This is a genomic window from Vibrio sp. 10N.222.55.C7 (assembly GCF_041473335.1).
Taxonomy (GTDB): Bacteria; Pseudomonadota; Gammaproteobacteria; order Enterobacterales; family Vibrionaceae; genus Vibrio; species Vibrio crassostreae_C.
Window position 1 is genome coordinate 76612 of record NZ_JBFRSC010000044.1, and the last position, 25968, is coordinate 102579.

The 25968-nt window shown below is 45.5% G+C and carries 23 protein-coding genes; 16 read left to right on the forward strand and 7 right to left on the reverse strand.

The genetic code is table 11. The features are described 5' to 3' along the window. Window positions 1-23 precede the first annotated feature (23 nt). Together AB4482_RS15650 and AB4482_RS15655 are read right to left on the reverse strand one after the other, a co-directional pair. Complete coding sequence (locus AB4482_RS15650) at window positions 24-452, reverse strand: DUF805 domain-containing protein (protein WP_372128622.1); 429 nt, start codon at window positions 450-452, stop codon at window positions 24-26. Between the two features lie 45 nt (window positions 453-497). After that, window positions 498-845: a 5-carboxymethyl-2-hydroxymuconate Delta-isomerase gene (locus AB4482_RS15655; RefSeq protein ID WP_017061157.1), complete on the reverse strand. Its 348-nt coding sequence runs from the start codon at window positions 843-845 to the stop codon at window positions 498-500. Window positions 846-1094: 249 nt separating this feature from the next. On the opposite strand from AB4482_RS15655, the gene tpiA reads away from it, so the two are divergent. Continuing rightward, complete coding sequence (tpiA, locus tag AB4482_RS15660) at window positions 1095-1865, forward strand: triose-phosphate isomerase (RefSeq protein WP_017061158.1); 771 nt, start codon at window positions 1095-1097, stop codon at window positions 1863-1865. Between the two features lie 150 nt (window positions 1866-2015). Here tpiA and pfkA read toward each other — a convergent pair whose 3' ends face one another. The 3 genes from pfkA to AB4482_RS15675 form a co-directional block, all read right to left on the reverse strand. Further along, entirely contained in the window at window positions 2016-2978 is a 963-nt protein-coding gene (gene pfkA / locus AB4482_RS15665; RefSeq protein ID WP_017061160.1) for a 6-phosphofructokinase, read from the reverse strand. Between the two features lie 317 nt (window positions 2979-3295). Continuing rightward, window positions 3296-4204, reverse strand: a complete 909-nt coding sequence (gene fieF, locus AB4482_RS15670; protein ID WP_050649603.1) for a CDF family cation-efflux transporter FieF — start codon at window positions 4202-4204, stop codon at window positions 3296-3298. Between the two features lie 164 nt (window positions 4205-4368). Continuing rightward, window positions 4369-4878 carry a CpxP family protein gene (locus AB4482_RS15675; RefSeq protein ID WP_229647415.1) on the reverse strand — a complete coding sequence of 170 codons (510 nt, stop codon included), beginning with the start codon at window positions 4876-4878 and terminating at the stop codon, window positions 4369-4371. 187 nt (window positions 4879-5065) lie between these two features. Between AB4482_RS15675 and AB4482_RS15680 the strand changes: the two genes are divergently transcribed. The 4 genes from AB4482_RS15680 to trmL all read left to right on the forward strand — a co-directional run bounded on the left by AB4482_RS15680 (window position 5066) and on the right by trmL (window position 8385). Then, window positions 5066-5755 (forward strand): response regulator, encoded by a 690-nt coding sequence (locus AB4482_RS15680; protein WP_017061163.1) that lies wholly within the window; start codon window positions 5066-5068, stop codon window positions 5753-5755. Continuing rightward, a complete protein-coding gene (gene cpxA, locus AB4482_RS15685) occupies window positions 5755-7134 on the forward strand; it encodes an envelope stress sensor histidine kinase CpxA (protein WP_017068848.1) in 1380 nt (459 codons plus the stop codon). Before AB4482_RS15680 ends, cpxA begins: the two co-directional genes overlap by 1 nt. Before the next feature lie 76 nt (window positions 7135-7210). Beyond that, window positions 7211-7828 (forward strand): superoxide dismutase, encoded by a 618-nt coding sequence (locus AB4482_RS15690; protein ID WP_372125067.1) that lies wholly within the window; start codon window positions 7211-7213, stop codon window positions 7826-7828. Window positions 7829-7905: 77 nt separating this feature from the next. Continuing rightward, entirely contained in the window at window positions 7906-8385 is a 480-nt protein-coding gene (gene trmL / locus AB4482_RS15695; protein WP_009844716.1) for a tRNA (uridine(34)/cytosine(34)/5-carboxymethylaminomethyluridine(34)-2'-O)-methyltransferase TrmL, read from the forward strand. 151 nt (window positions 8386-8536) lie between these two features. Here trmL and AB4482_RS15700 read toward each other — a convergent pair whose 3' ends face one another. After that, complete coding sequence (locus tag AB4482_RS15700; protein ID WP_012604974.1) at window positions 8537-9061, reverse strand: FxsA family protein; 525 nt, start codon at window positions 9059-9061, stop codon at window positions 8537-8539. Between the two features lie 284 nt (window positions 9062-9345). Between AB4482_RS15700 and aspA the strand changes: the two genes are divergently transcribed. The 11 genes from aspA to AB4482_RS15755 all read left to right on the forward strand — a co-directional run bounded on the left by aspA (window position 9346) and on the right by AB4482_RS15755 (window position 23972). Next, window positions 9346-10797 (forward strand): aspartate ammonia-lyase, encoded by a 1452-nt coding sequence (aspA, locus tag AB4482_RS15705; RefSeq protein ID WP_017063668.1) that lies wholly within the window; start codon window positions 9346-9348, stop codon window positions 10795-10797. Window positions 10798-10977: 180 nt separating this feature from the next. Further along, window positions 10978-12285 carry an anaerobic C4-dicarboxylate transporter gene (locus AB4482_RS15710; protein ID WP_017061168.1) on the forward strand — a complete coding sequence of 436 codons (1308 nt, stop codon included), beginning with the start codon at window positions 10978-10980 and terminating at the stop codon, window positions 12283-12285. A 512-nt stretch (window positions 12286-12797) separates the two neighbouring features. Continuing rightward, on the forward strand, window positions 12798-14246 hold the full coding sequence (locus AB4482_RS15715; protein WP_017068849.1) for a YfcC family protein: 1449 nt from the start codon (window positions 12798-12800) through the stop codon (window positions 14244-14246). A gap of 804 nt (window positions 14247-15050) precedes the next feature. After that, window positions 15051-16274, forward strand: coding sequence for an arginine deiminase (arcA, locus tag AB4482_RS15720; protein WP_017062724.1), 1224 nt, complete (start codon window positions 15051-15053; stop codon window positions 16272-16274). Between the two features lie 72 nt (window positions 16275-16346). Next, window positions 16347-17258 (forward strand): carbamate kinase, encoded by a 912-nt coding sequence (gene arcC, locus AB4482_RS15725; RefSeq protein ID WP_019821541.1) that lies wholly within the window; start codon window positions 16347-16349, stop codon window positions 17256-17258. A gap of 141 nt (window positions 17259-17399) precedes the next feature. Then, complete coding sequence (locus AB4482_RS15730; RefSeq protein WP_017063666.1) at window positions 17400-18410, forward strand: ornithine carbamoyltransferase; 1011 nt, start codon at window positions 17400-17402, stop codon at window positions 18408-18410. Between the two features lie 468 nt (window positions 18411-18878). Beyond that, a complete protein-coding gene (gene pyrB, locus AB4482_RS15735) occupies window positions 18879-19808 on the forward strand; it encodes an aspartate carbamoyltransferase (protein ID WP_004729720.1) in 930 nt (309 codons plus the stop codon). A gap of 15 nt (window positions 19809-19823) precedes the next feature. Continuing rightward, window positions 19824-20288, forward strand: a complete 465-nt coding sequence (gene pyrI, locus AB4482_RS15740) for an aspartate carbamoyltransferase regulatory subunit (protein ID WP_048605441.1) — start codon at window positions 19824-19826, stop codon at window positions 20286-20288. A gap of 327 nt (window positions 20289-20615) precedes the next feature. Beyond that, window positions 20616-21104, forward strand: a complete 489-nt coding sequence (locus AB4482_RS15745; protein ID WP_017063664.1) for an arginine repressor — start codon at window positions 20616-20618, stop codon at window positions 21102-21104. A gap of 175 nt (window positions 21105-21279) precedes the next feature. Beyond that, complete coding sequence (locus AB4482_RS15750) at window positions 21280-23130, forward strand: protein-disulfide reductase DsbD (RefSeq protein WP_372181169.1); 1851 nt, start codon at window positions 21280-21282, stop codon at window positions 23128-23130. A 212-nt stretch (window positions 23131-23342) separates the two neighbouring features. Then, window positions 23343-23972, forward strand: coding sequence for a response regulator transcription factor (locus AB4482_RS15755; RefSeq protein ID WP_017062717.1), 630 nt, complete (start codon window positions 23343-23345; stop codon window positions 23970-23972). Here the strand turns inward: AB4482_RS15755 and AB4482_RS15760 are convergent. Continuing rightward, complete coding sequence (locus tag AB4482_RS15760) at window positions 23969-25720, reverse strand: potassium/proton antiporter (protein ID WP_372111383.1); 1752 nt, start codon at window positions 25718-25720, stop codon at window positions 23969-23971. The two genes, AB4482_RS15755 and AB4482_RS15760, sit on opposite strands and share 4 nt — an antisense overlap. Between the last annotated feature and the right edge of the window lie 248 nt (window positions 25721-25968).

Below are 25968 nucleotides of genomic sequence, written 5' to 3' on the forward strand. Positions count from 1 at the left end.
CCCCCTTCTTATTGGTTCGCTGTTCAATATTCACATGGGTCTTCGCCGTAGTCATTACGGCCTTCTGTACCTTTCAACAAACCACACTCAATCAGAATCCAGAAACCACACACTAATGCCGCGACGGTTGCCGCCATATGAATTGGCGATACCGACTCTGTCGTCGTTGCAACCATTGGCGAAGCTAAACGACCCAATACTAATGGCACATTCAATAGTAGCCAGTAATTAGACTTATTGCGGTCGTGCCAGCGCTTAGCGGTTACCGCAAGGTCTGGGATCACAAGCATCAATAGGATGATTGGTAGCAGGATATAAGAGTAAGCAGGGAACAACACAGAGATACCTGAAGCAAAACCGGTAATCGCTATGTAGTAGAAAACATTCCAAATCCAGTAAGTCTTACGACCAATTCTCCCCTTGAAAGAGAGCAGTAATTCTTTCATCGACATCTTAAATACTCAAATTTATACGCCGCTAAAAGTCAGCAGCAATGGTTAGTTTATTACTTTTTGAAAGCAACTTTTATCCATATCACGAATATTCACCGTTAAGCTTCTTACATGACTCGCTTGTTCTTGCAGGATCTGCATTAACGATCGTGACAATTCTCGCTTTTGCTCTTCCGTTCGTCCCGAAAGTAACTCAAAGCTGATATGAATAAAGTCTACACTATCTTCCTCATCACCGACCAACCAATTATGGCAACGCAGTGAACGAGATTTCACTGATGGCACATCAAACAAGCCACATGTGAGAGCGACTTGGTGGAGATCTTCCAGTAAGCCTTGGATATTTACTCGCTCATCCACTGAATTGGAGTACTCTAGAACTAGATTCGGCATTGTTACTTCCTGTTGTTAACGCAATCGTTTGTCCCTTAATAACAACTAACGATGAAAAATCCGAGAAGTTAGCTATTATTCTGTCTGCCGGATCACTGATATATGCTCAAAATCTACTCTGACCATTGAGTAAGATCCAAGAAAGTCATGACCACAGTCATGATCTGTTGATATTAATCTGTTATATTATTTCGTAATAAAGTTTACTTTTTTACATTCGATTTATTTAAATACTTTGGAGATATTCCTATGCGTCATCCTGTAGTTATGGGTAACTGGAAACTAAACGGCAGCAAAGAAATGGTTGTTGATCTACTAAACGGTCTTAACGCTGAACTTGAAGGCGTAACAGGCGTAGACGTAGCAGTTGCTCCACCAGCACTTTTCGTTGATCTAGCAGAGCGTACGCTTACTGAAGCGGGCAGCGCGATCATCCTAGGTGCTCAAAACTCTGACCTAAACAACAGCGGTGCATTCACTGGCGACATGTCTCCAGCAATGCTTAAAGAGTTCGGCGCATCTCACATCATCATCGGTCACTCTGAGCGTCGTGAATACCACAACGAATCAGATGAGTTCGTAGCTAAGAAATTCGCATTCCTAAAAGAGAACGGCCTAACTCCAGTTCTTTGTATCGGTGAATCTGAAGCACAAAACGAAGCAGGCGAAACTGTTGCAGTATGTGCTCGTCAACTTGACGCTGTTATCAACACTCAAGGTGTTGAAGCTCTTGAAGGCGCTATCATCGCTTACGAACCAATCTGGGCTATCGGTACTGGTAAAGCAGCTACAGCTGAAGATGCACAACGCATCCACGCTCAAATCCGTGCACACATCGCAGAGAAATCTGAAGAAGTTGCTAAGAAAGTTGTTATCCAATACGGCGGTTCTGTTAAGCCAGAAAACGCAGCAGCTTACTTCGCACAACCAGACATCGACGGTGCTCTAGTTGGCGGCGCAGCTCTAGACGCGAAAAGCTTCGCAGCTATCGCTAAAGCAGCAGCTGAAGCAAAAGCTTAATTTAAACCTCACCGTTTAGATTAGATGAAAGGTCAACTTAGGTTGGCCTTTTTTTATTACCTGTCGTTTCTGAAACCCAAACGGCAGGCACAAAAAAACCGCTGAATAATCAGCGGTTTTTAAATTCTTTAAGAGAACGCTAAGCGTGGCTTAGAACAACTCTTCTGCAACGCGGAACAGCTCAGAACGGTCTGGGTTCTGCATGTTCTCGATACAATCGATGATGTCGTGGTGAACAAGTTCTTCTTTCTCGATACCCACACAACGACCACCGTGACCTTCTTGAAGAAGGTGAACAGCGTAGTTACCCATACGAGAAGCCAATACACGGTCAAATGCAGTAGGACGACCACCACGTTGGATGTGACCAAGAACCGTTGCACGAGTTTCACGACCTGTGGAAGATTCGATCTCTTTAGCCAGTTCGTTAGCATCCATCATTAGCTCAGTTAGAGCGATGATTGCGTGCTTCTTACCTTTCGCAATACCATCTTGGATGTTGCTGATAAGCTGTTCTTTATCTAGGCCAGTCTCTGGAGTAATGATGTACTCACAACCACCCGCGATTGCTGACATAAGCGTAAGGTCACCACAGTGACGGCCCATGATTTCAACAATAGAAATACGTTGGTGAGAAGAAGACGTGTCACGTAGACGGTCAATTGAATCAATAACAGTGTTAAGCGCTGTTAGGTAACCGATTGTGTAGTCAGTACCCGCGATATCGTTATCGATTGTGCCTGGAAGACCAATACATGGGTAACCCATTTCAGTCAGCTTCTTAGCCCCCATGTAAGAACCGTCACCACCGATAACAACAAGTGCTTCGATACCGTGTTTCTTAAGGTTCTCAATGCCTTTCTCACGAACAGCAACGTCTTTAAATTCAGGGAAACGTGCAGAACCTAAGAAAGTACCACCACGGTTGATCACGTCAGATACGCTTGAACGGTCAAGCTTTTCGATACGGTCTTCAACAAGGCCTTGGTAGCCATCGTAAATACCGTAAACTTCAATGCCAACTGATAACGCAGTACGAACAACGCCGCGAACTGCTGCGTTCATACCTGGAGCGTCACCACCACTGGTCAAAACACCGATCTTCTTAATCATGCTCACCCTCGATTTTTGGGAATCTATTATTCAATTCTTGTTCTTGCTGATTGTATATCAACAAGATTTTAAATCTATATTTGTGCGTTATGTTACATTTCCTCAACAGGAATAGCACTCAAATCGCGTAAAATTATGTAACATTTCTACTTCTGTAAGAGTATTACAGTTTTACTCAATAACTTTGTTGATTCACATCAGAATCAACATTAATTGTTACTAAGGTGGTTTTTGAATCACCTAACAGTTAGTAATTTTTACTCACTTTAGTTCAAAAGCCACTCACTTACCATTTGCCCGCTGATTTTTAGCACGCATTACCACGAGTGGAATTTCTGCTGCTTCTCTGGTCCAAATACGACCGAATACGGGTCTTGGTGAATTAATACATCAGCATCAGGGAACACGGAGATAAGCTTAGCCTCTACTTCGTCAGAAATGCGATGCGCTTCAATTAGTGGGATATTATCTTCCAATTCTAGATGCAGTTGGATGAAGCGTATTGGCCCCGAGCGACGCGTTCGTAATTGATGCACACCCAGCACGCCTTCCACGCTCAATGATGTCTCTTTAATCTGTTTTAGCTCATCATCTGGCAGCTTATGATCAAGCAGAGACTGAACCGCTTCCATCGCCATTTGATAAGCGCTGTACAGAATGTAGATACCGATACCCACCGCGAATACTGAGTCCGCCTGACCAATCCCAAACCAGCTCAATGCCAGTGCCAGCATGATCGCAGCGTTCATATAAAGGTCTGATTGATAGTGCAATGAATCGGCTGCAATTGCTTGGCTGCCCGTTTTGTTGACCACATGTTTTTGGAAACGAACCAGACCAAACGTCATCACTATCGCGAACAGGCTGACGTAGATACCAATTTCTGGAGAGTTCAGTTCATGAGGTCGGAAGAAGCGTTCAATACCATTGAGAATAAGGAAACATGCAGAGCCTGAAATAAACATTGCCTGCGCTAATGCAGCGAGAGATTCAGCCTTACCATGACCAAAGGTGTGCTCTTTGTCGGCAGGCTGCAGAGAGTAACGAACCACGATAAGGTTAACGACAGAGGCCGCGATATCCAGCATTGAATCCACGACGGAAGCCAACAGACTCACGGAACCTGTCACCCACCAAGCTGCGACTTTCACTATCAATAAAATAGTGGCGATGGTGGTGGCTGCCCAAGCGGCGAGCGTAACTAAACGTGCGTATTCTTGTTTCATAACTTGGCTATAAAGTGACTGATAGCACAAAGTATAACCTGCAAACCACCAATTGAATATGACAGCCATGATGTAAAACATTCATTTTTAAGGATCAAAAAAAGCGACACTCGGCCGCTTCTTTCTAAACACTTTCATTCAACGCTGATTTTTCAAGCAATGAATTACTTGTCTTTGTTCATGCGTTTTCCCATTTTGTCAGCACACTTAGTCATGCGCTCTTGTTGGATTTCTTTCAGTTGAGTCTTTTGCTCAGCCGTTAGTACGCTCATCATTTGGTGTTGCTTCTTAAGCATTGCTACGCGACGCTCAGTTTGCTTCTCAACCATTTGGCTTGCTAGGTCGTTTGCTGCTGCTTCGTCAAAGTTGTCAGCAAGTACCAATGCTTGAACCTTTTCGTGATGCGCTTTCATTTGCGCCATTTTTGCCGTTTTGTTTGCACCGCGCTTTGCTTTCATCTCAGCACGGTCTGCTTCACGCATCTCTTTTAACTGTTCTTTTTGAGCGTCGGTTAGGTCTAGTTGGCGCATTACTTTTTTATCGAAACCGCCACACTTGTCGTGCATACCTTTGTGGTCACCTTTATCACCACCACCGTAAGCATACGCGCTTGCTGTACCTAACATTAGTGGAAGTGCCGCAGCTGCTAGTACAAGTTTCTTAGTCATTTTCATAATTGTTGCCTCAATTCGGTATAATAAGTCATGTGTTGCGTCTGTTTCTCAGCGCTTAGATATAGATTAGTCTTTCCCTCGTAAAGTGACGTTTAGAAAGCGTAAAGAATCGTAAAGAGTGAAAGTTGACGAATAATTAGCAGTATTATTAACCTGTAAATAGTAGATAACCGATTAAGGCTTCCCAATGGCGAACATTCTTCTTATTGATGACGACACCGAGTTAACCAGCTTACTCAAAGACATTCTGAGCTTTGAGGGCTTCACTGTTTCCGAAGCCAATGATGGCTATGCAGGGCTGGAAGCTATCAATGATGAGATTGACCTGATTCTTTTGGATGTGATGATGCCGCGTCTTAATGGCATGGAAACACTAAAGAAACTGAGAGAAAATTGGGAAACACCAGTGCTGATGCTGACCGCAAAAGGCGAAGAGATCGACCGTGTGATTGGTCTTGAACTTGGCGCGGATGATTACCTGCCTAAACCTTTCAGTGACCGAGAGTTGTTAGCTCGTATTCGAGCTATCTTGCGTCGTACTCAAACCAACACCGCACCTAAGGCGGCCAGTGATAGAGTTCAATATCAAGACATCGAAGTCTTCCCTGGCAAACAAGAAGCCTACTGCAATGGGGAGCTCATCGACCTCACCACAACCGAGTTCGCCCTACTGAGTCACCTTATCCAAAACCCAGGGCAAGTGATCACCAAAGAAGCATTGAGTTTGGATGTGCTGGGTAAAAGGCTCGCAGCGTTTGACCGCGCGATAGACATGCACATCTCTAATCTACGTAAGAAGATTCCTGAGCGCACTGACGGCAAATCACGCATCAAAACCTTACGAGGCCGTGGCTACTTATTGGTAGAGGAAGATTAATGCGTATACCTAAAATCACCAGCTTATATGGACGTATCTTTGCTATCTTTTGGTTCACCATGTTACTGGTGCTTTTGTCGGTGCTGTCACTTCCCCATTTAGACCCTCGAGTCGCGCGAGATGTGCCCGCAGATCACCTCGATAAACTCGAGCGTATCGCTAAAATCACAGAGAAACGCTACGCCAAAGAACCTAATCTGGGCAAGATTGTCTTCCAACTGGAGGCGCCACGCAGCCGCAAGGATTCTAGAGCTCGCATCTACCTGACCGATCTTGAGGGCGCAGTCCTTACCTCGAAAAGGCATTCAGACTATAAGCTAAAGGCGATTCGTAACTTTGTTACCTCGATTGATAACCCTGAGATACCGAAGCAAAAACTCTACGGACACTACATGGTCGCAGGGCCAGTGCCAATTACTCTCGCTGGTGAAGAGTTGCTGATGTATGCCGGAGTGAAGTGGAACCAACCACCGCCATTCTTACTGCGCCTGTTTGATAGACCTCTGCAGCTATTGCTTGCCGTGATGTTGGCGAGTACCCCGCTATTACTTTGGTTAGCTTGGGCACTGAGTCAACCCGCTCGCAGGCTAGAACGCGCGGCACAACGCGTGGCGAAAGGTCAATTCGAGGTCGATCCAACACTCGAAAAAGGTACTTCAGAGTTCAGACAAGCTGGTGAAAGCTTTAACCAGATGGTAGAAGCGGTAAACCAGATGATTTCGGGGCAACAACGCCTGCTCTCTGATATCTCACACGAGCTCCGCTCGCCACTGACACGTCTTCGCATGGCCAATGCACTGGCGATTCGTAAACAAGGCGAGAGCCAAGAGTTAGAACGCATTGATACCGAAGCACAGCGTTTGGAACAGATGATCAGTGAGCTGCTAACGCTATCTCGTATGCAGGTCGACAGCCATATTACTCGTGAGGTTCAGCCTATCTCGAGCCTATGGGAAGAGATCTTAAAAGACGCAGAGTTTGAAGCCGAACAGATGGGCAAACAACTGACGTTCTCGGAGATCCCAGAACGCTCTATTTCGGGGAACCCTAAACTGCTGATGAGTGCGCTAGACAACATTACACGCAATGCCATCTACTACGGTAAAGACCAAGTGGATGTACAGTTCCATGTGGTTCAAGATCAGCTAACAATTTGCGTCAATGATAATGGTGATGGTGTTCCAGAGGATGAACTCGATTCTATCTTCAGACCTTTCTACCGTGTCTCAACAGCGCGTGACAGAAACTCTGGCGGCACAGGGCTTGGATTAACCATTACTGAAAGTGCGATTCGCCAACACAGCGGAACCATCACCGCAACCCGCAGCCAGCTCGGTGGATTACAACTCGAAATCACGCTGCCTATCTTACCGGTGTAATACCCCCACAAAGATCACAGTTGATAATGATTGTTATTATCATTATGGTAAATCCTCTAATTAAGGAGGATTTACCATGTCGCACACTTTCCCTGCTTTACCCTACGCTTACGATGCCCTAGAGCCTTACATTGACGCTAAGACAATGGAAGTGCATTACAGCAAGCACCATAGAACCTACTACGATAAGTTTGTTGCGGCAGTGTCTGGCAGCGAGCTAGAACAGCAATCTCTGACCGAGATCTTTGCCAACATATCTCAGCACAGCCCTGCCGTGCGTAACAATGGCGGCGGCTACTACAATCACATCTTGTATTGGAATTGCATGTCGCAAGACGGTGGTGGTGAACCTACGGGCGAGCTTGGTGAGGCTATCAAGAGTACCTTCGGTGATTTCGAGACATTCCAAGATCAGTTCGCCCAAGCGGCGATCAATACCTTTGGCTCCGGCTTTGCTTGGCTAGTGGTAGAGCAAGGGCAACTGAAGATCATCTCAACCTCGAACCAAGATAATCCGTGGATGGATACCGTGGCGAGTGATGGCGAACCGATTCTCGCGCTCGATGTTTGGGAACACGCCTACTACATCAGCTACCAAAACCGTCGTCCTGATTACATCAACGCATGGTGGAATGTGGTGAATTGGAAGGCGGTTGCTGAAAACTACGCACAAGCACTCGCGAATAAAGCGTAAGCGAATGGTGGTGAACTGTACTCACTCAGCTTGCCACCGTATACTCGGGCTATCTTTGATTACTCTTGTGAACCAACATGTTTGATATCGCTCTATACGAACCAGAAATTGCACCCAATACGGGTAACATCATCCGCCTATGTGCTAACTGCGGCGCAAACCTGCACCTGATTGAACCGCTTGGCTTTGATTTTGAAGAGAAGAAGGTTCGTCGTGCTGGCTTGGATTACCACGACCTTGCGCGAGTTAAGCGTCACAAGAACCTAGAAGCTTTCCTTGAGTATCTTGAGAATGAACGCGAGGGTGACTTCCGCATCTTTGCCTGCACCACTAAAACGACAGGTCACCACGTTGATGCAAAATTCCAACAAGGTGATGTGTTGATGTTTGGCCCAGAGACTCGCGGGCTGCCTGCTGAATTCATCGAAAGTATGCCAATGGAACAACGCATTCGTATTCCAATGATGCCAGACGCGCGCAGCCTGAACCTGTCTAACGCAGTGGCAATCATTGCTTTTGAAGCATGGCGACAAATGGGTTTTGAAGGCGCGGTATAACCGAACACTCAAACTAATCTGTTATCAATAGACAATAAGCAACAACAGACGACAGACAATAAAAAAGGCTCTTACCATTATCACTTTCTTGCGAAGGATAAAGGTAAGAGCCTTTTCTGTTTTCCCTCTATCTAAAGAGAAAAAAGATTAATTAGTTTAAGCGATTACGATCGTTGTCGTCGTCTTTCTTCTCAAACTCACCCTCAAAGGTGTTGCCGTCTTTTGATTGATCAGATGGATCGCGATTGAATGGGTCTTGTCCAAATGGGCTCTGGCCAAAACCAGCTTGCCCACCCGCATGGAAACCGCCAGACATATTAGTCACCACCATTTTTTCCATCATTTTCTTGGCAATCATCGCTCTTGGTGCTGGCAATAATACCAACATACCGAGTGCGTCCGTCATAAAACCCGGAGTCAGCAGCAATACACCGGCAACTGCAAGCATCACGCCTTCAAGAATCTGTTGTGCTGGCATTTCGCCTTGTTGCAAACGACCTTGCACAGACATAAGTGTCTGAATGCCTTGGCTACGAACCAGCGATGCACCCACAAATGCAGTGATCAAAACCAACGCAATAGTTGGCCACAATCCTAAGAAGCCACCAACTTGAATAAATAGCCCAATCTCAATGATGGGTACGAAGATAAATAGTAATAATAAGATAGGAAACACACGCCCTCCTTTGTTACTTGCAGTTTACGCTGAAAGCCCTAACAATCTCAAATTTATCCTGTAAATAAGCGTGTTTATTGACCAAGAATAACTTTGCAAAATATTGACGAAACAAAACCGAAAAAGGTGATCCACTTAATATTTTTATGCGCTAAGTACAGTATCATGTGCCACATAAGTCAGGACGGATTTATCAGCCCAATATTCTAGCGAACGGAGTATTTGCACACAGAATAGGCTAATAACTAACTATATAATCAGAATAATTCTCTAAGGATCCTGTTATGGCTACTCAATCAGAAGCTCAAGTTGAAGCTCCTCAAGCTACTCGTCTCGAAGAAGATCTATTAGGTCAACGTCATGTTCCGGCTGATGCTTACTACGGCATCCACACTCTACGCGCAGTTGAAAACTTCAACATCTCAAATGTAACGATCTCAGATGTACCTGAATTCGTTCGCGGTATGGTGATGACTAAGAAAGCGGCGGCTTTAGCAAACAAAGAGTTAGGTGTAATTCCAAGCGAAGTGGCTAAATACATCATCCAAGCTTGTGACCTAATTCTAGACACGGGTAAGTGCATGGATCAGTTCCCATCGGACGTTTTCCAAGGTGGTGCTGGTACTTCTGTAAACATGAACGCAAACGAAGTTGTTGCGAACGTGGCTCTTGAACTTATGGGCAAAGAAAAAGGCCAATACGAGTTCATCAACCCGAACGACCATGTAAACCGCAGCCAATCTACAAACTGTGCTTACCCAACTGGCTTCCGTATCTCTGTTTACAACAGCGTTCGTAAACTGATTGATGCGATCGAATACCTAAAAGGTGCATTCGAGCTTAAGAGCCAAGAATTCAACACGATTTTGAAGATGGGTCGTACTCAGCTTCAAGACGCAGTTCCAATGACGGTTGGCCAAGAGTTCCACGCTTGGGCTGTAACCATCAATGAAGAAATCAAAAACCTAGAATACACTTCAAAACTACTGCTTGAAGTAAACCTAGGCGCAACGGCTATCGGTACAGGTCTGAACGCAGCACCGGGTTACCAAGGCCTAGCAGTGAAACACCTCGCAGAAGTAACAGGCCTAGAGTGTGTAGCGGCTGAAGATTTAATCGAAGCAACGTCTGACTGTGGCGCATACGTAATGACGCACGGCGCACTTAAGCGTCTAGCAGTTAAGCTATCTAAGATCTGTAACGACTTGCGTCTACTTTCTTCAGGTCCACGTACTGGTTTGAACGAGCTAAACCTACCTGAACTGCAAGCAGGTTCTTCAATCATGCCTGCTAAAGTAAACCCAGTTGTACCTGAAGTAGTAAACCAAGTTTGCTTCAAAGTTCTAGGTAACGACAACACGGTTTCTTTCGCTGCGGAAGGTGGTCAACTTCAACTGAACGTAATGGAACCTGTTATTGCACAAAGCATGTTTGAGTCTCTAGACATTCTGACAAACGCTTGTGTGAACCTGCGCGACAAGTGTGTAGACGGCATTACGGTAAACAAAGAAGTATGTGAAGCGCACGTATTTAACTCTATCGGTATCGTCACTTACCTAAACCCATACATTGGCCACCACGAGGGTGACATTGTTGGTAAGATCTGTGCTGAGACAGGTAAGAGCGTTCGTGATGTGGTTCTAGAGCGCGGTTTATTAACCGAAGAAGAACTTGATGACATTTTCTCTGTTGAAAATTTGATGCATCCTCAGTATAAAGCGAAGCGCTACGAATAAAGTTAGCGAGAAAGGGTTCCAAACGGAGCCCTTTTTTAGGCTCCAATACGGTTAACCATGATTATTTTGTGGATTTCCGTTGGTTGCGCTTTTGCCAAATTGAATCTAAACCATAGAACTATTATGTGAACATTCCAGCGGCGAATGTTCACATAATAAAATCTAAATGAGGTGTTACTTATGATTGCAGTAGAACTGTTTGTCGTCCTGCTCTTTATCTTTTTGGGGGCCAGAATTGGCGGTATCGGTATTGGTTTTGCCGGTGGTGCTGGTGTTATTGCCCTTTCACTTATTCTTGGCGTTCCAACAAGCCAATCTTTCATCCCGATCGACGTAATCTTGATCATCATGTCAGTTATCACCGCAATTGCTGCAATGCAAGTTGCTGGCGGTATGGACTGGTTGGTACAAATTGCCGAAAACTTTTTGCGTAAACACCCTGAACGCATCACCTTTTACGCGCCGATTGTGACCTTTGTAATGACATTAATGGCGGGTACTGGTCACACAGCATTCTCTACGCTTCCTGTTATTGCAGAAGTAGCGAAAGGCCAAGGTGTTCGTCCTTCTCGTCCACTGTCTATCGCAGTTGTCGCTTCTCAAATTGCTATCACAGCTTCGCCAATCTCGGCTGCAGTTGTGGCTTTCGCAGCAATGTTGGCACCATTTGGTGTTGATTACCTAACGCTATTGATGGTTTGTATCCCAACAACCTTCATCGCTTGTATGGTTGGTGCGGTTGTTGCTAACTACATGGGTAGCGAATTGAAAGACGATCCTGTTTATCAAGAACGTCTAGAGAAAGGTCTAATCAAGCTAGCAACAGAAGAGAAACGCGAAATTCTACCTACAGCGAAGAAAGCAACGTACATCTTCCTAGCTGCAATTGGTTTCGTGGTTTGTTACGCAGCGGCTATCTCTAGCTCTGTTGGCCTAATTGAAAACCCGGCGCTAGGTCGTAACGAAGCGATCATGTCTGTAATGCTGGCAGCAGCAGCGGCTATCGTGATGTTCACTAAGATTGATGCAGCGAAGATTTCTTCAGCACCAACGTTCCGTTCTGGTATGACGGCATGTGTATGTGTACTTGGTGTGGCTTGGTTAGGTTCAACGTTTGTAAACGCACACGTTGCTGAAATCAAAGACGTAGCAGGCGCTCTACTGGCTGACTACCCATGGATGCTGGCTCTTGTTCTGTTCTTCGCTTCTATGCTGCTTTACTCTCAAGGTGCAACAACAGTTGCACTGATGCCTGCAGCACTAGCGATTGGCGTAGCACCACTAACAGCCGTTGCTTCTTTTGCTGCGGTAAGTGCGCTGTTCGTACTTCCAACTTACCCTACGCTACTAGCAGCGGTTGAGATGGATGACACAGGCTCAACGCGTATCGGTAACTACGTATTCAACCACCCATTCTTCATTCCAGGTGTGGTAACAATCAGTACTGCGGTAGCACTCGGCTTCGCATTCGGCGGTCTGTTTATCTAACATTCGCTGGTGATTGAACATTTAAAAGGAAGCTTCGGCTTCCTTTTTTTTGTTTTCTGCTCAATGTGTTATTTGATACGCATCAAATAACCATTATAAACTTTAAAAACCGCCTAAAAATAAAGTTTGAATAAAATTCCAAGATTATTCTGTCTAATCATAAACAACACCTACCAAATCAATCTCCTTCCACTTCCAGTTAATCCACAACGAATATTAATCCAAGCTAACTAACCAAAAAACCTTGACGATTTTCTGCCATTTTTTAGCCCTTTTATTAGCCATTATTTTTGTGAACAGCACCAAACTTAAATACCGGAGTAAGGAATAAAATAACCGCAGCTAAATTAAATCTAACTTCATTTGGATTAGTAAATATAAAAACAACCTTAATTTAAAGTCAGCAACTTTATATCGTTGAGTGCTTTATAAGTGTCCGTGTATTTACAATCTATAAATCATTAGTCGCTAATTCACATCACTTCTATTTAAGATGATGTAAGGAGATAGCCATGACAACTCAAACGATACCAAGCGAGAAAAAAAAGGGCGGCTTCTTTGCCAACTTTAAATTCCCTTCTGCCTACACCATTCTATTTATTCTGATTGCGTTCGTCGCACTGCTTACCTGGATTGTTCCAGCAGGCCAATACGACCGTGCAATGAATGAAGAGCTAGGCCGAGAAGTACCCGTAACCGGAACCTATCAAGCGGTAGAAGGTAACCCTCAAGGCGTGATTGATGTACTGCTCGCGCCTATTGACGGCTTCTATGACCACAATAGCTATGAAGCGGCGGCTATCGACGTTTCGCTGTTCATCTTAATCATTGGTGGCTTCTTAGGGCTAGTAACCAAAACGGGTGCCATTGATGCCGGTATCGAGCGCGTCACCGCCCGCTTAGAAGGGCGAGAAGAGTTGATGATACCAATACTGATGGCGCTATTTGCCGCAGGTGGTACCGTCTACGGCATGGCGGAAGAATCACTGCCCTTCTATACATTGCTAGTGCCGGTAATGATGGCAGCTCGCTTTGACCCTCTTGTTGCCGCTGCGACCGTACTGCTTGGTGCAGGTATTGGGGTGCTGGGTTCAACGATTAACCCATTCGCAACCGTGATCGCTGCCAACGCCTCTGGTATTCCATTTACAGACGGTATCGTGTTGCGCATTGCGATGTTGATTATTGGTTGGGGTATTTGTGTTGTCTACGTAATGCGTTACGCAAGAATGGTTCAAGCCGATCCAACAACATCAATTGTCTACGACAAATACGAAGAGAACAAAGCGCACTTCTTAGGTAATGCGAGCGGCGAAAAACTTGAATTCACCGCGACTCGCAAACTGATTCTGACCATTTTTGGTGGCTCGTTCGCTGTAATGATTTATGGTGTATCCGTTGCTGGATGGTGGATGGCTGAGATCTCAGCGATGTTCTTAGCAGCAACCATCATCGTTGGTATTGTGGCTCGCATGAGCGAAGAAGAGTTTACCACCAGCTTCATTGATGGTGCCCGCGACCTACTTGGCGTTGCGCTCATCATAGGTATTGCACGTGGTATCGTAGTGGTGATGGACCGCGGTATGATCACCGATACCATTCTCTTCTCAGCAGAACAGATGGTAACGGGGCTTTCTTCGGTTATCTTCATTAACGTGATGTTCTTCTTAGAGATTCTACTGTCGTTCTTAGTGCCATCGACCTCTGGCTTAGCGGTACTGACCATGCCAATCATGGCACCACTGGCCGACTTTGCTGGCGTAGGTCGTGACTTGGTTATCACTGCGTACCAATCTGCATCTGGCTTGGTGAACCTAATCACCCCAACCTCCGCGGTGGTGATGGGTGGTTTGGCGATTGCTCGTGTCCCTTACGTGCGCTGGGTTAAATGGGTGATGCCACTAGTCGGTATATTGATGGTGTTCTGCATTGTTGTACTGAGTATTGGTGCGCTGATCTAACTAACAGCACTTCACTCCTTTCTCATCCAAAGCCGCTTCTCACAGCGGCTTTTTATTGTTCCCTCTCAATGTAACCCTCTGCCACTGAAACAGCTCCTCAAAGCCATACACGCGATATTCAAGGTTCTTCTGTTCGTAGCCAAGCTCAACTAAACTCAAAGCACTCGCAATAGAAGAATCAATCCTACTTTTAAACATCTAATTTTATTGATGAAATAACACTCTATTTTCAACCATGATGTTTAAACAAATAGTTAGTCACTTATTAGCGTTAATTATATTTAAAGTAATTAATAGCCTAATAAACAGACGAGGATTAATGCCCTTTTCTATCAAAAAACACACTTAAACAGCCGATTTTAAAATGTGACCGCAACAGCTTTATTCGCATTTACTTTGTTAATAAACAATTAATTCCACATCCAAAATTAAATATCTAAATAAAAACACTGCATACTTCCAAGCTAAGTACACTCTTATCAATAAAACTATTCTGCATATAATCCCTCGTAAATTAGATTCTAGTAAGTTTCGTCAAAAAAGCGTGCATAAAGTTCCCTAACTGCTAACTATTTAGAATGTATTATTCATAACTGAAAGTGCATAAAGTTTGTTAAAACCCTTAATTTTAAAGGGCTGCGGGATAAAAAACGATTTGTGATAGATCTCTAAGAATACCTGACTAGCAGGCGTAATATTAATTCCAGACAAGAGATATGAATAAATAATTCATTCTTCTCAACTGAAAATAAATAATTACTCTTAGCGATAAAAGTAATTCAAATATATAAGAGAGAGACGATCATGAGTAAGTTCTATGTAGGTTCTGAAATAGGTCAATTACGTCGCGTTCTAGTTCACCGTCCAAGACGCGCACTGACTCACCTAACACCCTCTAACTGTCACGATTTACTATTTGATGACGTACTGGCTGTTGAACGTGCTGGTAAAGAGCATGACGCATTTACTCAAACGCTGCGTGATCAAGGTGTTGAAGTTCTTCTTCTTACTGACCTACTAGCAGACACGCTAGCAGTGCCAGAAGCGAAAGATTGGCTTTTGAATCATCAAGTTTCTGATTACCGCTTAGGCAAAACCTTTGCTAACGATGTGCGCTGCTACTTGGGCGACTTACCAAACCTAGAACTAGCAAAAATCCTAACGGGCGGTCTGTCTTACGCTGAGATGCCAATGAAATCATCTTCAATGATGCAAGGCATGCACGCACCAACCGACTTCATTATCGAACCTCTACCAAACCACCTATTTACTCGTGACACATCTTGCTGGGTATACGGTGGTGTATCCATCAACCCGATGGCAAAACCTGCTCGTCAACGTGAAACCAACCACGTTCGCGCTATTTACCGCTGGCACCCGACATTCGCTGGCCAAGACTTCATTAAATACTTTGGCGATGAAGAAAACATCAGCTACGACAACTCAACGATTGAAGGCGGTGACGTACTTGTAATCGGTCGCGGCACGGTGCTTATCGGTATGTCTGAGCGCACAACAGCACAAGGTGTTGAGCACTTAGCATCTAGCCTATTCAAACACGGTCAAGCGAAACAAGTTATCGCAATGCAACTACCAAAACACCGCTCTTGCATGCACTTAGACACCGTGATGACGCACATGAACGAAGATACGTTCTCTGTTTACCCTGAAGTGGTGAGTAAAGACGTGCAGTGCTGGAACTTAACTGGCGATGAGTCTGGCGCAGTGAAAGTGAAAGAAGAGGGCTACTTCGTAACGGCTATCGAAAAGGCACTTGGTGTAGACAAGCTAAACCTAATCACGACCGGTGGTGACAACTTCCATGCAGAACGTGAGCAGTGGAACGATGCAAACAACGTTCTAACGGTTAAACCTGGCGTCGTGATTGGCTACGAAGGCAACACCTACACCAATGAAAAATACGACAAAGCAGGCATCACCGTTCTTCCTATCCCTGGAGATGAACTTGGCCGCGGTCGCGGTGGCGCACGCTGCATGAGCTGCCCAATTGAGCGTGATGGTATCTAATCACTAAGACGAAACGGCCAAGTTGAATGATCTTAAATAATCTCAGCTTGGCCAAAATGAGAGAACACAATTATGACTAAGCAAACTGTTGTTGTTGCACTCGGCGGTAACGCCCTACTTCGTCGCGGTGAGCCGTTAGAAGCCGATGTTCAACGCCGTAATATTGAAACAGCGGTTAAAACCATCTCTGAAATCGCGAAAGTGTACAACGTGGTTCTAGTGCACGGTAATGGCCCACAAGTTGGTCTACTGGCTCTGCAAGGTTTGGAATACAAAAAAGTAAATCCATATCCGCTAGATGTATTGGGCAGTGAGACTCAAGGCATGATCGGCTACATGCTGATGCAAGAGTTCAAGAACTATCTGCCTAACCGCAACATCTCATGCATGTTGACGCAAATGACCGTTGATCCTAACGATCCTGCATTCGCAGATCCAACCAAGCCGATTGGCCCGATCTACGAAGAAGCAGAAGCGCGTGAGTTGGCGGAGAAATTCCACTGGATCGTCAAACCAGACGGCCAACACTTCCGTCGCGTTGTGCCAAGCCCACGCCCTACTGGCATTGTTGAGCACGAAGCGATCACCCAACTTATCGATGCAGGCCACCTCGTAATTTGTACTGGCGGCGGCGGCATCCCAGTGAAAAAAGAGAACGGCAAATTAGTCGGTGTTGAAGCGGTTATCGACAAAGACATGTCAGCGGCTTTCTTAGCGAAACAACTGGATGCTGATGCACTGCTTATTTTAACCGACGCGGACGCTGTTTACCTTGATTGGGGCAAACCGACTCAACACGCACTGCGCAGCACCACACCAAGTGAACTGGCGCAATTCGAATTTGATGCAGGCTCTATGGGACCAAAAATTGAAGCATCGTGCGAGTTCATTCAGCAAGGCGGCAAAGTCGTCGGTATTGGCGCACTCGAAGATGGTTTGCAAATCCTGCAAGGCTTGGCGGGCACCAACATCACCAAAGATTAATCTACTCGCGAGCTTTTCAAACCTTGCGAGAAAACTGAATCACCGTTTGAACTGAAATTAATACACAAAAATTGAATCGCGCTTTCTTGAATTTTCTTTCCCTGTAACAGGAAAGCGCCTAAATCTAAGAAGGAATACATCATGGCTTTTAACCTACGCAATCGTAACTTCCTAAAACTACTAGATTTCACTCCACGCGAAATTCAACACTTGTTAGATCTTTCTATGGAGCTAAAAAAAGCGAAGTACAACGGTTACGAACAGCCAACACTGACTGGCAAAAACATTGCGCTTATCTTTGAGAAAACCTCAACTCGTACTCGCTGCGCATTTGAAGTTGCCGCATTCGACCAAGGCGCTCGCGTGTCTTACTTAGGCCCATCTGGCTCTCAAATTGGCCACAAAGAATCAATGAAAGATACCGCTCGCGTTCTAGGCCGTATGTACGATGGCATTGAATACCGCGGCTTCGGTCAAGAAATCGTTGAAGAGCTAGGCGCTTACGCTGGAGTTCCAGTATGGAATGGTCTGACTGACGAATTCCACCCAACACAAATCCTAGCTGACTTCCTAACCATGACGGAATACGGCCGTGGTAAACAACTGCATGAAATCAGCTTTGCTTACCTAGGTGATGCTCGCAACAACATGGGTAACTCTCTAATGGTTGGCGCTGCGAAAATGGGTATGGACATTCGCCTTGTTGCTCCAAAACAATTCTGGCCACAAGAAGAGCTACTGGCTCAATGTCGTGAAATCGCAGAACACACTGGCGGCAAAATCACGCTAACAGAAGATGTTCAAGAAGGTGTGCAAGGTTGTGACTTCCTATACACCGACGTTTGGGTATCTATGGGCGAAGCAAAAGAAGCATGGGCTGAGCGTATCAACCTAATGATGCCTTACCAAGTGAACATGGAAATGATCAAAGCAACAGGCAACCCACATGTGAAATTCATGCACTGCCTACCGGCTTTCCACGGCGAAGATACAACAGTCGGCAAACAACTTGCTGCTGAATATCCGCAGCTTAAAGATGGCGTAGAAGTGACGGATGAAGTGGTCGAGTCTGAATACTCAATCGTGTTCGATGAAGCAGAAAACCGCATGCACACCATCAAAGCAGTAATGGTTGCGACACTAGGCAGCTAAGAAATTAAAAAGTTAAGCACTCACTTGTTCGCAAGATATTGACAAGCTAAGTGCAATAACAGGGAAATGCGGGTGGCGTTCTTGGGATTTTGACCTTGGATAAAACCCGCATTTTTTTTCATGTACTAGATAAGATTATTACCTGAAAAAGCCTGAGATTCTCAGTTCCAACAAAGGCTTAAATAGAAGCTAGAAATCGATACTATTTCGCATAAAAATCCATTAAATGAATACTTTACAGAAAGTATTGCATGGCCTTTTTATCTGAGTATAATCCTCCGCAATTTGTCTAAAGAGAGCAAAAAATGAACCGCAATTCTGTCGCACATAATTGTCAAACTACACGCCAAAGAGTGGCGGTGGTGTCATTTTTATTTTGCTCTATTGATCGTTTCGAAGCCTCCTATTTTTAGGGGGCTTTTTTTTGTCCGCAATTTGACTGCATGCATAGAAAAAGGAAGACCCGTTATGGCGCATTCGTTATTTAACAAGCACATCATCTCTATTCCAGAGCTCTCTCGTGATGAACTGGAGCTTATCGTCGATACTGCCGCAAGACTTAAAGCAGAGCCAAATCCAGAACTGCTGAAAAATAAGGTAGTGGCGAGCTGCTTCTTTGAGCCGTCAACTCGAACTCGCCTTTCATTTGAAACCGCAGTTCAACGCCTAGGTGGCACGGTCATCGGTTTTGATAATGGCGGTAACACATCGCTGGCGAAAAAAGGCGAAACACTTGCCGATTCAGTGCAGGTTATTTCTTCTTACGTTGACGCCTTTGTGATGCGCCACCCACAAGAAGGCGCAGCACGTTTAGCCTCTGAGTTCTCTAACGGTGTGCCAATTGTGAATGGTGGCGACGGTGCCAATCAGCACCCAACGCAAACCTTGTTGGATCTGTTCTCGATTTACGAGACGCAAGGCACGCTCGACAACCTCAATGTGGCATTTGTTGGCGACCTAAAATATGGCCGTACCGTACACTCATTGACGCAAGCACTATCAAAATTCAATAACGTGCGTTTCTTCTTTATCGCACCAGAAGTGCTAGCCATGCCGGATTACATTTGTGAAGAACTGGAAGAGATGGGCATCCAATACAGCACACATAGCAGCATTGAAGAAGTGGTGCCTGAGCTTGATGTTCTGTACATGACTCGCGTACAGAAAGAGCGCTTTGATGCGTCAGAATACGCGCACATGAAATCGGCTTACATTCTAACGGCCGATACGCTGAAAGACGCTCGCCAAAACATGAAGGTGCTCCACCCACTACCACGTGTCGATGAAATCACAACCGACGTAGATAAAACGCCACACGCTTACTACTTCGAGCAAGCTGAAAACGGTGTGTATGCTCGCGAAGCCCTATTAGCCCTAGTTCTAAACGACACTTTATAAGCAGGAGAAACAGTCATGGTTAAACAAACTCAGCTACAAGTAGAAGCCATTCGTAACGGCAGCGTCATTGACCACATCCCTGCTCACCTTGGGATCAAAATCCTCAAGTTGTTTAAATTGCACAAGACCGAGCAGCGCATCACCATGGGATTAAATTTGCCATCATCAGCGCTTGGCCATAAAGATCTTATCAAGATTGAGAACATTTTTCTGACCAAAGAACAAGCTAACCAATTGGCCCTGTACGCCCCGCAAGCGACGGTCAATCAGATTGAAGAGTACAAGGTGGTGAACAAGCTAACATTAGTGCTGCCAGACCAAATCAACAGTGTCTACTCTTGCCCGAATAGCAACTGTATTTCACACGGAGAGCCAGTAGAAAGCAGCTTTAAAGTGCAGCTAAAACAGGAAAACGTGCAGCTAAAATGTCACTACTGTGAAAAAGTATTCTCTCGCGAGATCATGAGTGAAATTCGCTAACCCTTAGCGCCATTATCACGGTCTCCAAAGCACCCTAATACCGATGGATATTTATGCCAAACTTGGAATAAATATCCATTTGATAAAAGAATAAAACTCCAAAATAAAAGCAATTAACTAGAATTTTATTTGGTGATCGCCTTCAAAAAGATAACTATCCTTTAGTGATAGACTCAATGGATAGACGATCATGCATCACGCATACCTTCCCTCTTTATTTCGGGATTCATCGGTAAGCCCTATTTAACAATCGTACTCTACGGCTTTGGGAGTACGCTCGGCGCTATGGACAAGCGATAACCACATGTTGACCTTAAGGAGTTGTTCATGAACCCAATCACTGAGCACGGTTGCTTGTATTCAGCTGAAGATAAAACACTGACTGCAGCGTGCAAACGCTTACTACAACAACAAAGCTTCTCGACCCAAAATCAACTGCGAGAGAAACTTGTCGATATTGGCTATACAGGTATCAGCCAATCGACCGTATCTCGTATTTTGTCACAGCTTGGCGTTGTCAAAATTCAGAATGCTTGCGGTAAAAAGGTTTACTGCATCACGGTTGAAAGTGCACCGGTTCGTGTCGATGCATCCATCTCATCGCAAATCGAATTCATCACTCATAACCAAGCGATGGTCATCGTAAAAACTCATCCAGGTTGTGCGCAATTAGTCGCAAGATTAGTTGATATCGACCCACATACTGAGATTATCGGCACCGTTGGCGGCAATGATACTGTGCTTATTATTCCAAAAGATACGATGAATATTGATGCTTGCGAACAAGTCGTAAAAGCACGCTTGGGTGTTGCCTAAATGTCTATTTTACAAGGGCAAGTGACTCAAGTTGAACTACAGATCCCCTCTCGATTACCCAGTAAAGTCGCTATCCCGCCTTAGGGGATATTTGTTTGCCGATGAAACTAATAGCAAACTATTACGGTCTGATTGAGTTAAGATACCTTCAACTCCATTTTGATGACTAAATAGTATGCGACGACTTGCCACATTACTTTTTGTTTGTGTTTCCCTATTCACCCAGCCTGCGTGGGCGCTATTTGGAAACGACAACGCCGAGCCAAGCTTCGGAGGCAATAACAATGGTTTTGTCCCTGTAGACCAAGCTTTCCCTTTCAATTACTACCAGCAAGACGACAAAGTCCTTCTCGACTGGCAAGTAAAAGAGGGCTACTACCTCTATCAACATAGCCTCTCGTTCACCGGGCAAAATCTCGCTATCGGTAATGTTGAATTAGAAGATGGTAAGCCGCACCAAGATGAATTCTTCGGTGAGGTGAGCATTTATACTCAACCGTTATTCGTGCAAGTTCCTCTGCAGAGTTACCAAGATGGCTCACAGCTGATCGTTAAGTATCAAGGCTGTGCGGACGCAGGTTTCTGCTACCCACCAGAGATTCGTGTCATCGACATTGAACCTTTCACAGCAACAGGTTCTGCTAATTCGCAAGGTAGTGACTCACAAGCTTCCTCTTCTGCTAGCAACGAAACCGATGTTTCTACGCAACCAACATCTCCGAAAGCAGACGTTGTAAGCAACACGACTCAACAGCCAAATGCCCCAGTTTCAAAAGAAGCAGGCTTAGCCGATAAGCTCGGTGACAGTTGGTGGACCCCTCTATTATTCTTAGCACTCGGTGTTGGTTTAGCCTTTACGCCGTGTGTACTGCCTATGTATCCGATTCTAACGGGTATCGTTTTAGGTGGTGGCAAGCTCAGCCAAGGTCGCGCGCTGATGCTGTCCTTTATTTACGTGCAAGGCATGGCGTTAACCTACACCTTATTAGGTTTAGTGGTTGCTTCAGCAGGCATGCAGTTCCAAGCCGCGATGCAGCACCCTTACGTGCTGATCGCGCTGAGTGTTCTGTTCGTGGCGTTAGCAATGTCGATGTTTGGCGTTTATAACCTGCAACTGCCAAGCAGCATTCAAACTTGGCTCAACAATCAAAGCAATAAGCAGCAAGGTGGCAATACCTTGGGCGTATTCGCAATGGGCGCTATCTCTGGCTTGGTGTGTTCACCTTGTACCACGGCGCCATTGTCAGGCGCGCTGCTGTATGTGGCTCAGAGTGGCGACCTATTTACCGGTGCGATTGCTCTGTATGCATTAGCCATGGGTATGGGTATTCCGCTGATTTTAGTTGCGGTATTTGGTAATAAGCTATTGCCTAAAGCGGGCAGCTGGATGGACAAGGTGAAGATCGTATTCGGCTTTATCTTGCTGGCAGCACCTATCTTCCTGCTAGAGCGCATCATTCCTGAATTGTGGGCAACCGTGCTTTGGTCTGGCCTTGGCTTCATCGCCTTTGGTTGGCTGTACCATAGCAAGAATGCACTGCCATTCGGCGGCTGGAAGCAGAGTGCGGTAGGCATCATCGCGATGCTTGGCTTGTTTGCTTCGGCACAGCCTGCATTGAACTATTGGTTTGCGGAGAAGAGCGTAACGGTAGAACAACAGCACATCCAATTTGCACGCATCAACACGGTTGAAGAGCTAGAAATCCAGCTCATCGAAGCGAAGAAACTCGGTAAGCCTGTGATGCTCGACTTCTACGCCGATTGGTGTGTGGCGTGTAAAGAGTTCGAGAAGTACACCTTCCATCAAGCTGATGTGGAAAACAAGCTTTCTGACTTTGTACTGCTACAAGCCGATGTAACGAGAAACATGCCTCAAGACATTGAACTGCTTAAACAATTACAGGTACTTGGCTTACCGACGATTGAGTTCTGGGATGGCGAGGGTAACCATGTTCCAAATGCTCGTGTAACCGGTTTTATGCCTGCCGATGTATTCTTAAAACACATGCAAAACCACCAGCTATAACGGCAATATTCACTAAAATATAAGCCGAATCGAAAGCCGCACCGCCCCTCCGTAACGAGATGGCAGTGCGGCTTTTTTGCTATTCAGAGTAACGCTTTCTTATTCCGGGGATAAAAGTCGATATGGTTCAGACTTTTAATGCATAGATATTGTCCACATACTCAATCAGGATGATAATAAATATTAACTAAATTGTTAAAAGTATGAACGTCATGGACTCGACCTATACCATCATCATTGCTGATGACCACCCTCTCTTTCGCAACGCCCTGTTTCAGTCAGTTCATATGGCGATCAGTGGTGCGAACCTGCTTGAGGCCGATTCTCTCGATGCCTTACTGACTCTGCTAAAGAAAGAAGGCGAGCCGGATCTATTACTGCTCGATCTGAAAATGCCGGGCGCCAATGGCATGTCAGGCTTAATTCAACTGCGCGCTGAATACCCAGATCTACCGATTGTGGTGGTTTCTGCCAGTGAAGATGCCAGCGTGGTCACTCAGGTGAAGAGCCACGGTGCGTTTGGCTTTATTCCTAAGTCGAGTGATATGCGTGAGTTGGTGAGTGCACTGAATCAAGTGCTGAATGGCGACCCGTTCTTCCCTGAAGGGCTTATCACCAATAATGCAGCGTGTAGCGACCTTGCAGAAAAGATTTCCACACTGACGCCTCAGCAATACAAGGTATTAGGGATGCTTTCTGACGGCTTGCTTAACAAGCAAATCGCGTATGAATTGAATGTTTCGGAAGCGACCATCAAAGCACATATGACGGCCATCTTCCGTAAACTGGATGTGAAAAATCGTACTCAAGCGGTTATCTTGCTACAAGAAGTCCACAATTAAGCTTCACTGATATCCTCTTCTAAAGTCGTCTTAGGTAAACATAAACCCAACCTGACGACTTTATGATCATCTATCTCTGCAACCACCCAAGTGATGTCATGCCACTCAAAGCTATCACCCAATACAGAGTGTGCGCCAAGCTCTTGAGCAACCAATTGTTTTAGCGTCATTTCTCGCTCTTCTTCCGAGCCAAGTTCAATACCATAACAATCACTCACTGCCGCAACTGATAGCTCAACATCCAAGAAGAAGTCACCAAAGAATCGTGCCGCCTCTTCTGCTAGAGGCGCCTCACTGAACAACGAACTTAAGCTGTCCAAATCTTTGTCTTGACCAAGCACACATAAGATATCGTTCGCCTCTAACACGGTGCTGCCTGATGGGTGAAGCAAGGCATCCTTTCTAAACAGTGCAGTAATTCGCGTCCCTTCTGGCATAGATAAGCGTTTAAGCGGCTCGCCGACACACCACTTCTCGTCTTTCAATTTGTAAACAAACATCTCCCACTCACTGGTCGGATAAATCTCCATACCGGTACGAGAAATCGGTGTTGGCGTCGGTGGTAGCGTCACTTGAGCGAGTCTTGCAACTTTCATCAAGCTACCGCCTTGAACAATCAGCGAAACCATAACCACGAAGAAGGCGATATTGAAATACAGCTGAGCATTGGGCAGGCCTGCCATCATCGGGAATACCGCTAAGATGATTGGTACTGCACCACGCAAACCTACCCAAGAAACAAACCAGCGTTCTTTGGTGGAAAAGCTTCTGAACGGCAGTAAACCCAACCAAACCGACAGCGGACGAGCAAACAAAATCATACCGAAGGCCAGTGCCAGCGCAGGCAGAGCAATGTCCATCAACGTTGATGGCGTCACCAATAAACCCAATACCAAGAACATCACGATCTGGCTTAGCCACGTCATGCCATCAAGAACATTAAGAATCGAGTGTCGAGAGCGCGTCGGACGATTACCAATGAACAAGCCCACTAGGTAAATCGATAAGATGCCGCTGCCGCCAAGCATGTTAGAGAACGCAAACAGCGCCACGCCCCCACTGAGTACCAGAATGGAATAAAGGCCATCAGCCAATTGTACTCGATTGATTAAGCTCCATAGAACCCAGCCGCCGCCAATACCAACAAGAGTACCGATACCAAACTGCATCGCAAAACTTTGCAATAGGAAGTTCATTCCCATCTCAGCGTCAGGGTTACCTAACAGCGCAATTAAGGTCACCGTCAGGAAGACCGCCATTGGGTCGTTAGTGCCCGATTCGATCTCTAGGGTTGAGCCAACACGCTCATTGAGACTCTGTCCTTTCAGCAAAGAGAATACCGCTGCCGCATCGGTTGAACCAACAATCGCCCCGACCAAGATGCCCTGCATTAATGACAAGTCAAACAGCCAAGCCGCCATTAATCCGGTTAAGGTTGCTGTACATGCGACACCTATCGTCGCCAGCGAGAGCGAAGGCCAGAAAGCGACCTTGAAGCTCGCCACCTTGGTTCGCATACCGCCATCCAACAGAATCACGGCAAGCGCAAGGTTACTCACCAAGTAGGTCAGTGAGTAATCATCGAAATGAATATTACCGGGTCCATCTTCACCCGCTAACATACCAACGAACAAAAAGATCAAAAGAATAGGAACGCCCAATCGAGAGGACACTTGTGAGAAAAGCACGCTGATGGCGATGAGTACGGCACCAGTCAAGAATAAGTGGTTAATGGTTATTGCGTCCAATTCGTTCCCCCAAAGAATAAAATCCGAGCTTTAAGCCTGTTGATCTTTTGCCACTAGCTTGTTGATCTTCTGCCGTTTAGCAAGGCACGGTCGGTGAAAGTGCCGTTGTTACTATAACAAACTTATGTTTCGCTTCGTGTCATAAGCAGGGCTAAATACCGTTTCTCGGTCATTTAGTTGTTAAATTTTATGACTCGCAGTCTAATTCATCACTTTTTGTTAGACCTTTGGCTAATTTAACAACATTG

Bases quoted from the DNA above. Each gene is read 5' to 3' on its own strand.
- AB4482_RS15730 (WP_017063666.1), top strand. From the start codon at position 17,400: ATGGCTTTTAACCTACGCAATCGTAACTTCCTAAAACTACTAGATTTC.
- AB4482_RS15755 (WP_017062717.1), top strand. From the start codon at position 23,343: ATGGACTCGACCTATACCATCATCATTGCTGATGACCACCCTCTCTTT.
- tpiA (WP_017061158.1), top strand. From the start codon at position 1,095: ATGCGTCATCCTGTAGTTATGGGTAACTGGAAACTAAACGGCAGCAAA.
- AB4482_RS15655 (WP_017061157.1), bottom strand. From the start codon at position 845: ATGCCGAATCTAGTTCTAGAGTACTCCAATTCAGTGGATGAGCGAGTA.
- AB4482_RS15680 (WP_017061163.1), top strand. From the start codon at position 5,066: ATGGCGAACATTCTTCTTATTGATGACGACACCGAGTTAACCAGCTTA.
- pyrB (WP_004729720.1), top strand. From the start codon at position 18,879: ATGGCGCATTCGTTATTTAACAAGCACATCATCTCTATTCCAGAGCTC.
- pyrI (WP_048605441.1), top strand. From the start codon at position 19,824: ATGGTTAAACAAACTCAGCTACAAGTAGAAGCCATTCGTAACGGCAGC.
- AB4482_RS15650 (WP_372128622.1), bottom strand. From the start codon at position 452: ATGTCGATGAAAGAATTACTGCTCTCTTTCAAGGGGAGAATTGGTCGT.
- trmL (WP_009844716.1), top strand. From the start codon at position 7,906: ATGTTTGATATCGCTCTATACGAACCAGAAATTGCACCCAATACGGGT.
- pfkA (WP_017061160.1), bottom strand. From the start codon at position 2,978: ATGATTAAGAAGATCGGTGTTTTGACCAGTGGTGGTGACGCTCCAGGT.
- AB4482_RS15750 (WP_372181169.1), top strand. From the start codon at position 21,280: ATGCGACGACTTGCCACATTACTTTTTGTTTGTGTTTCCCTATTCACC.
- AB4482_RS15675 (WP_229647415.1), bottom strand. From the start codon at position 4,878: ATGAAAATGACTAAGAAACTTGTACTAGCAGCTGCGGCACTTCCACTA.
- cpxA (WP_017068848.1), top strand. From the start codon at position 5,755: ATGCGTATACCTAAAATCACCAGCTTATATGGACGTATCTTTGCTATC.
- aspA (WP_017063668.1), top strand. From the start codon at position 9,346: ATGGCTACTCAATCAGAAGCTCAAGTTGAAGCTCCTCAAGCTACTCGT.
- AB4482_RS15690 (WP_372125067.1), top strand. From the start codon at position 7,211: ATGTCGCACACTTTCCCTGCTTTACCCTACGCTTACGATGCCCTAGAG.
- fieF (WP_050649603.1), bottom strand. From the start codon at position 4,204: ATGAAACAAGAATACGCACGTTTAGTTACGCTCGCCGCTTGGGCAGCC.
- AB4482_RS15745 (WP_017063664.1), top strand. From the start codon at position 20,616: ATGAACCCAATCACTGAGCACGGTTGCTTGTATTCAGCTGAAGATAAA.
- arcA (WP_017062724.1), top strand. From the start codon at position 15,051: ATGAGTAAGTTCTATGTAGGTTCTGAAATAGGTCAATTACGTCGCGTT.
- arcC (WP_019821541.1), top strand. From the start codon at position 16,347: ATGACTAAGCAAACTGTTGTTGTTGCACTCGGCGGTAACGCCCTACTT.
- AB4482_RS15710 (WP_017061168.1), top strand. From the start codon at position 10,978: ATGATTGCAGTAGAACTGTTTGTCGTCCTGCTCTTTATCTTTTTGGGG.
- AB4482_RS15715 (WP_017068849.1), top strand. From the start codon at position 12,798: ATGACAACTCAAACGATACCAAGCGAGAAAAAAAAGGGCGGCTTCTTT.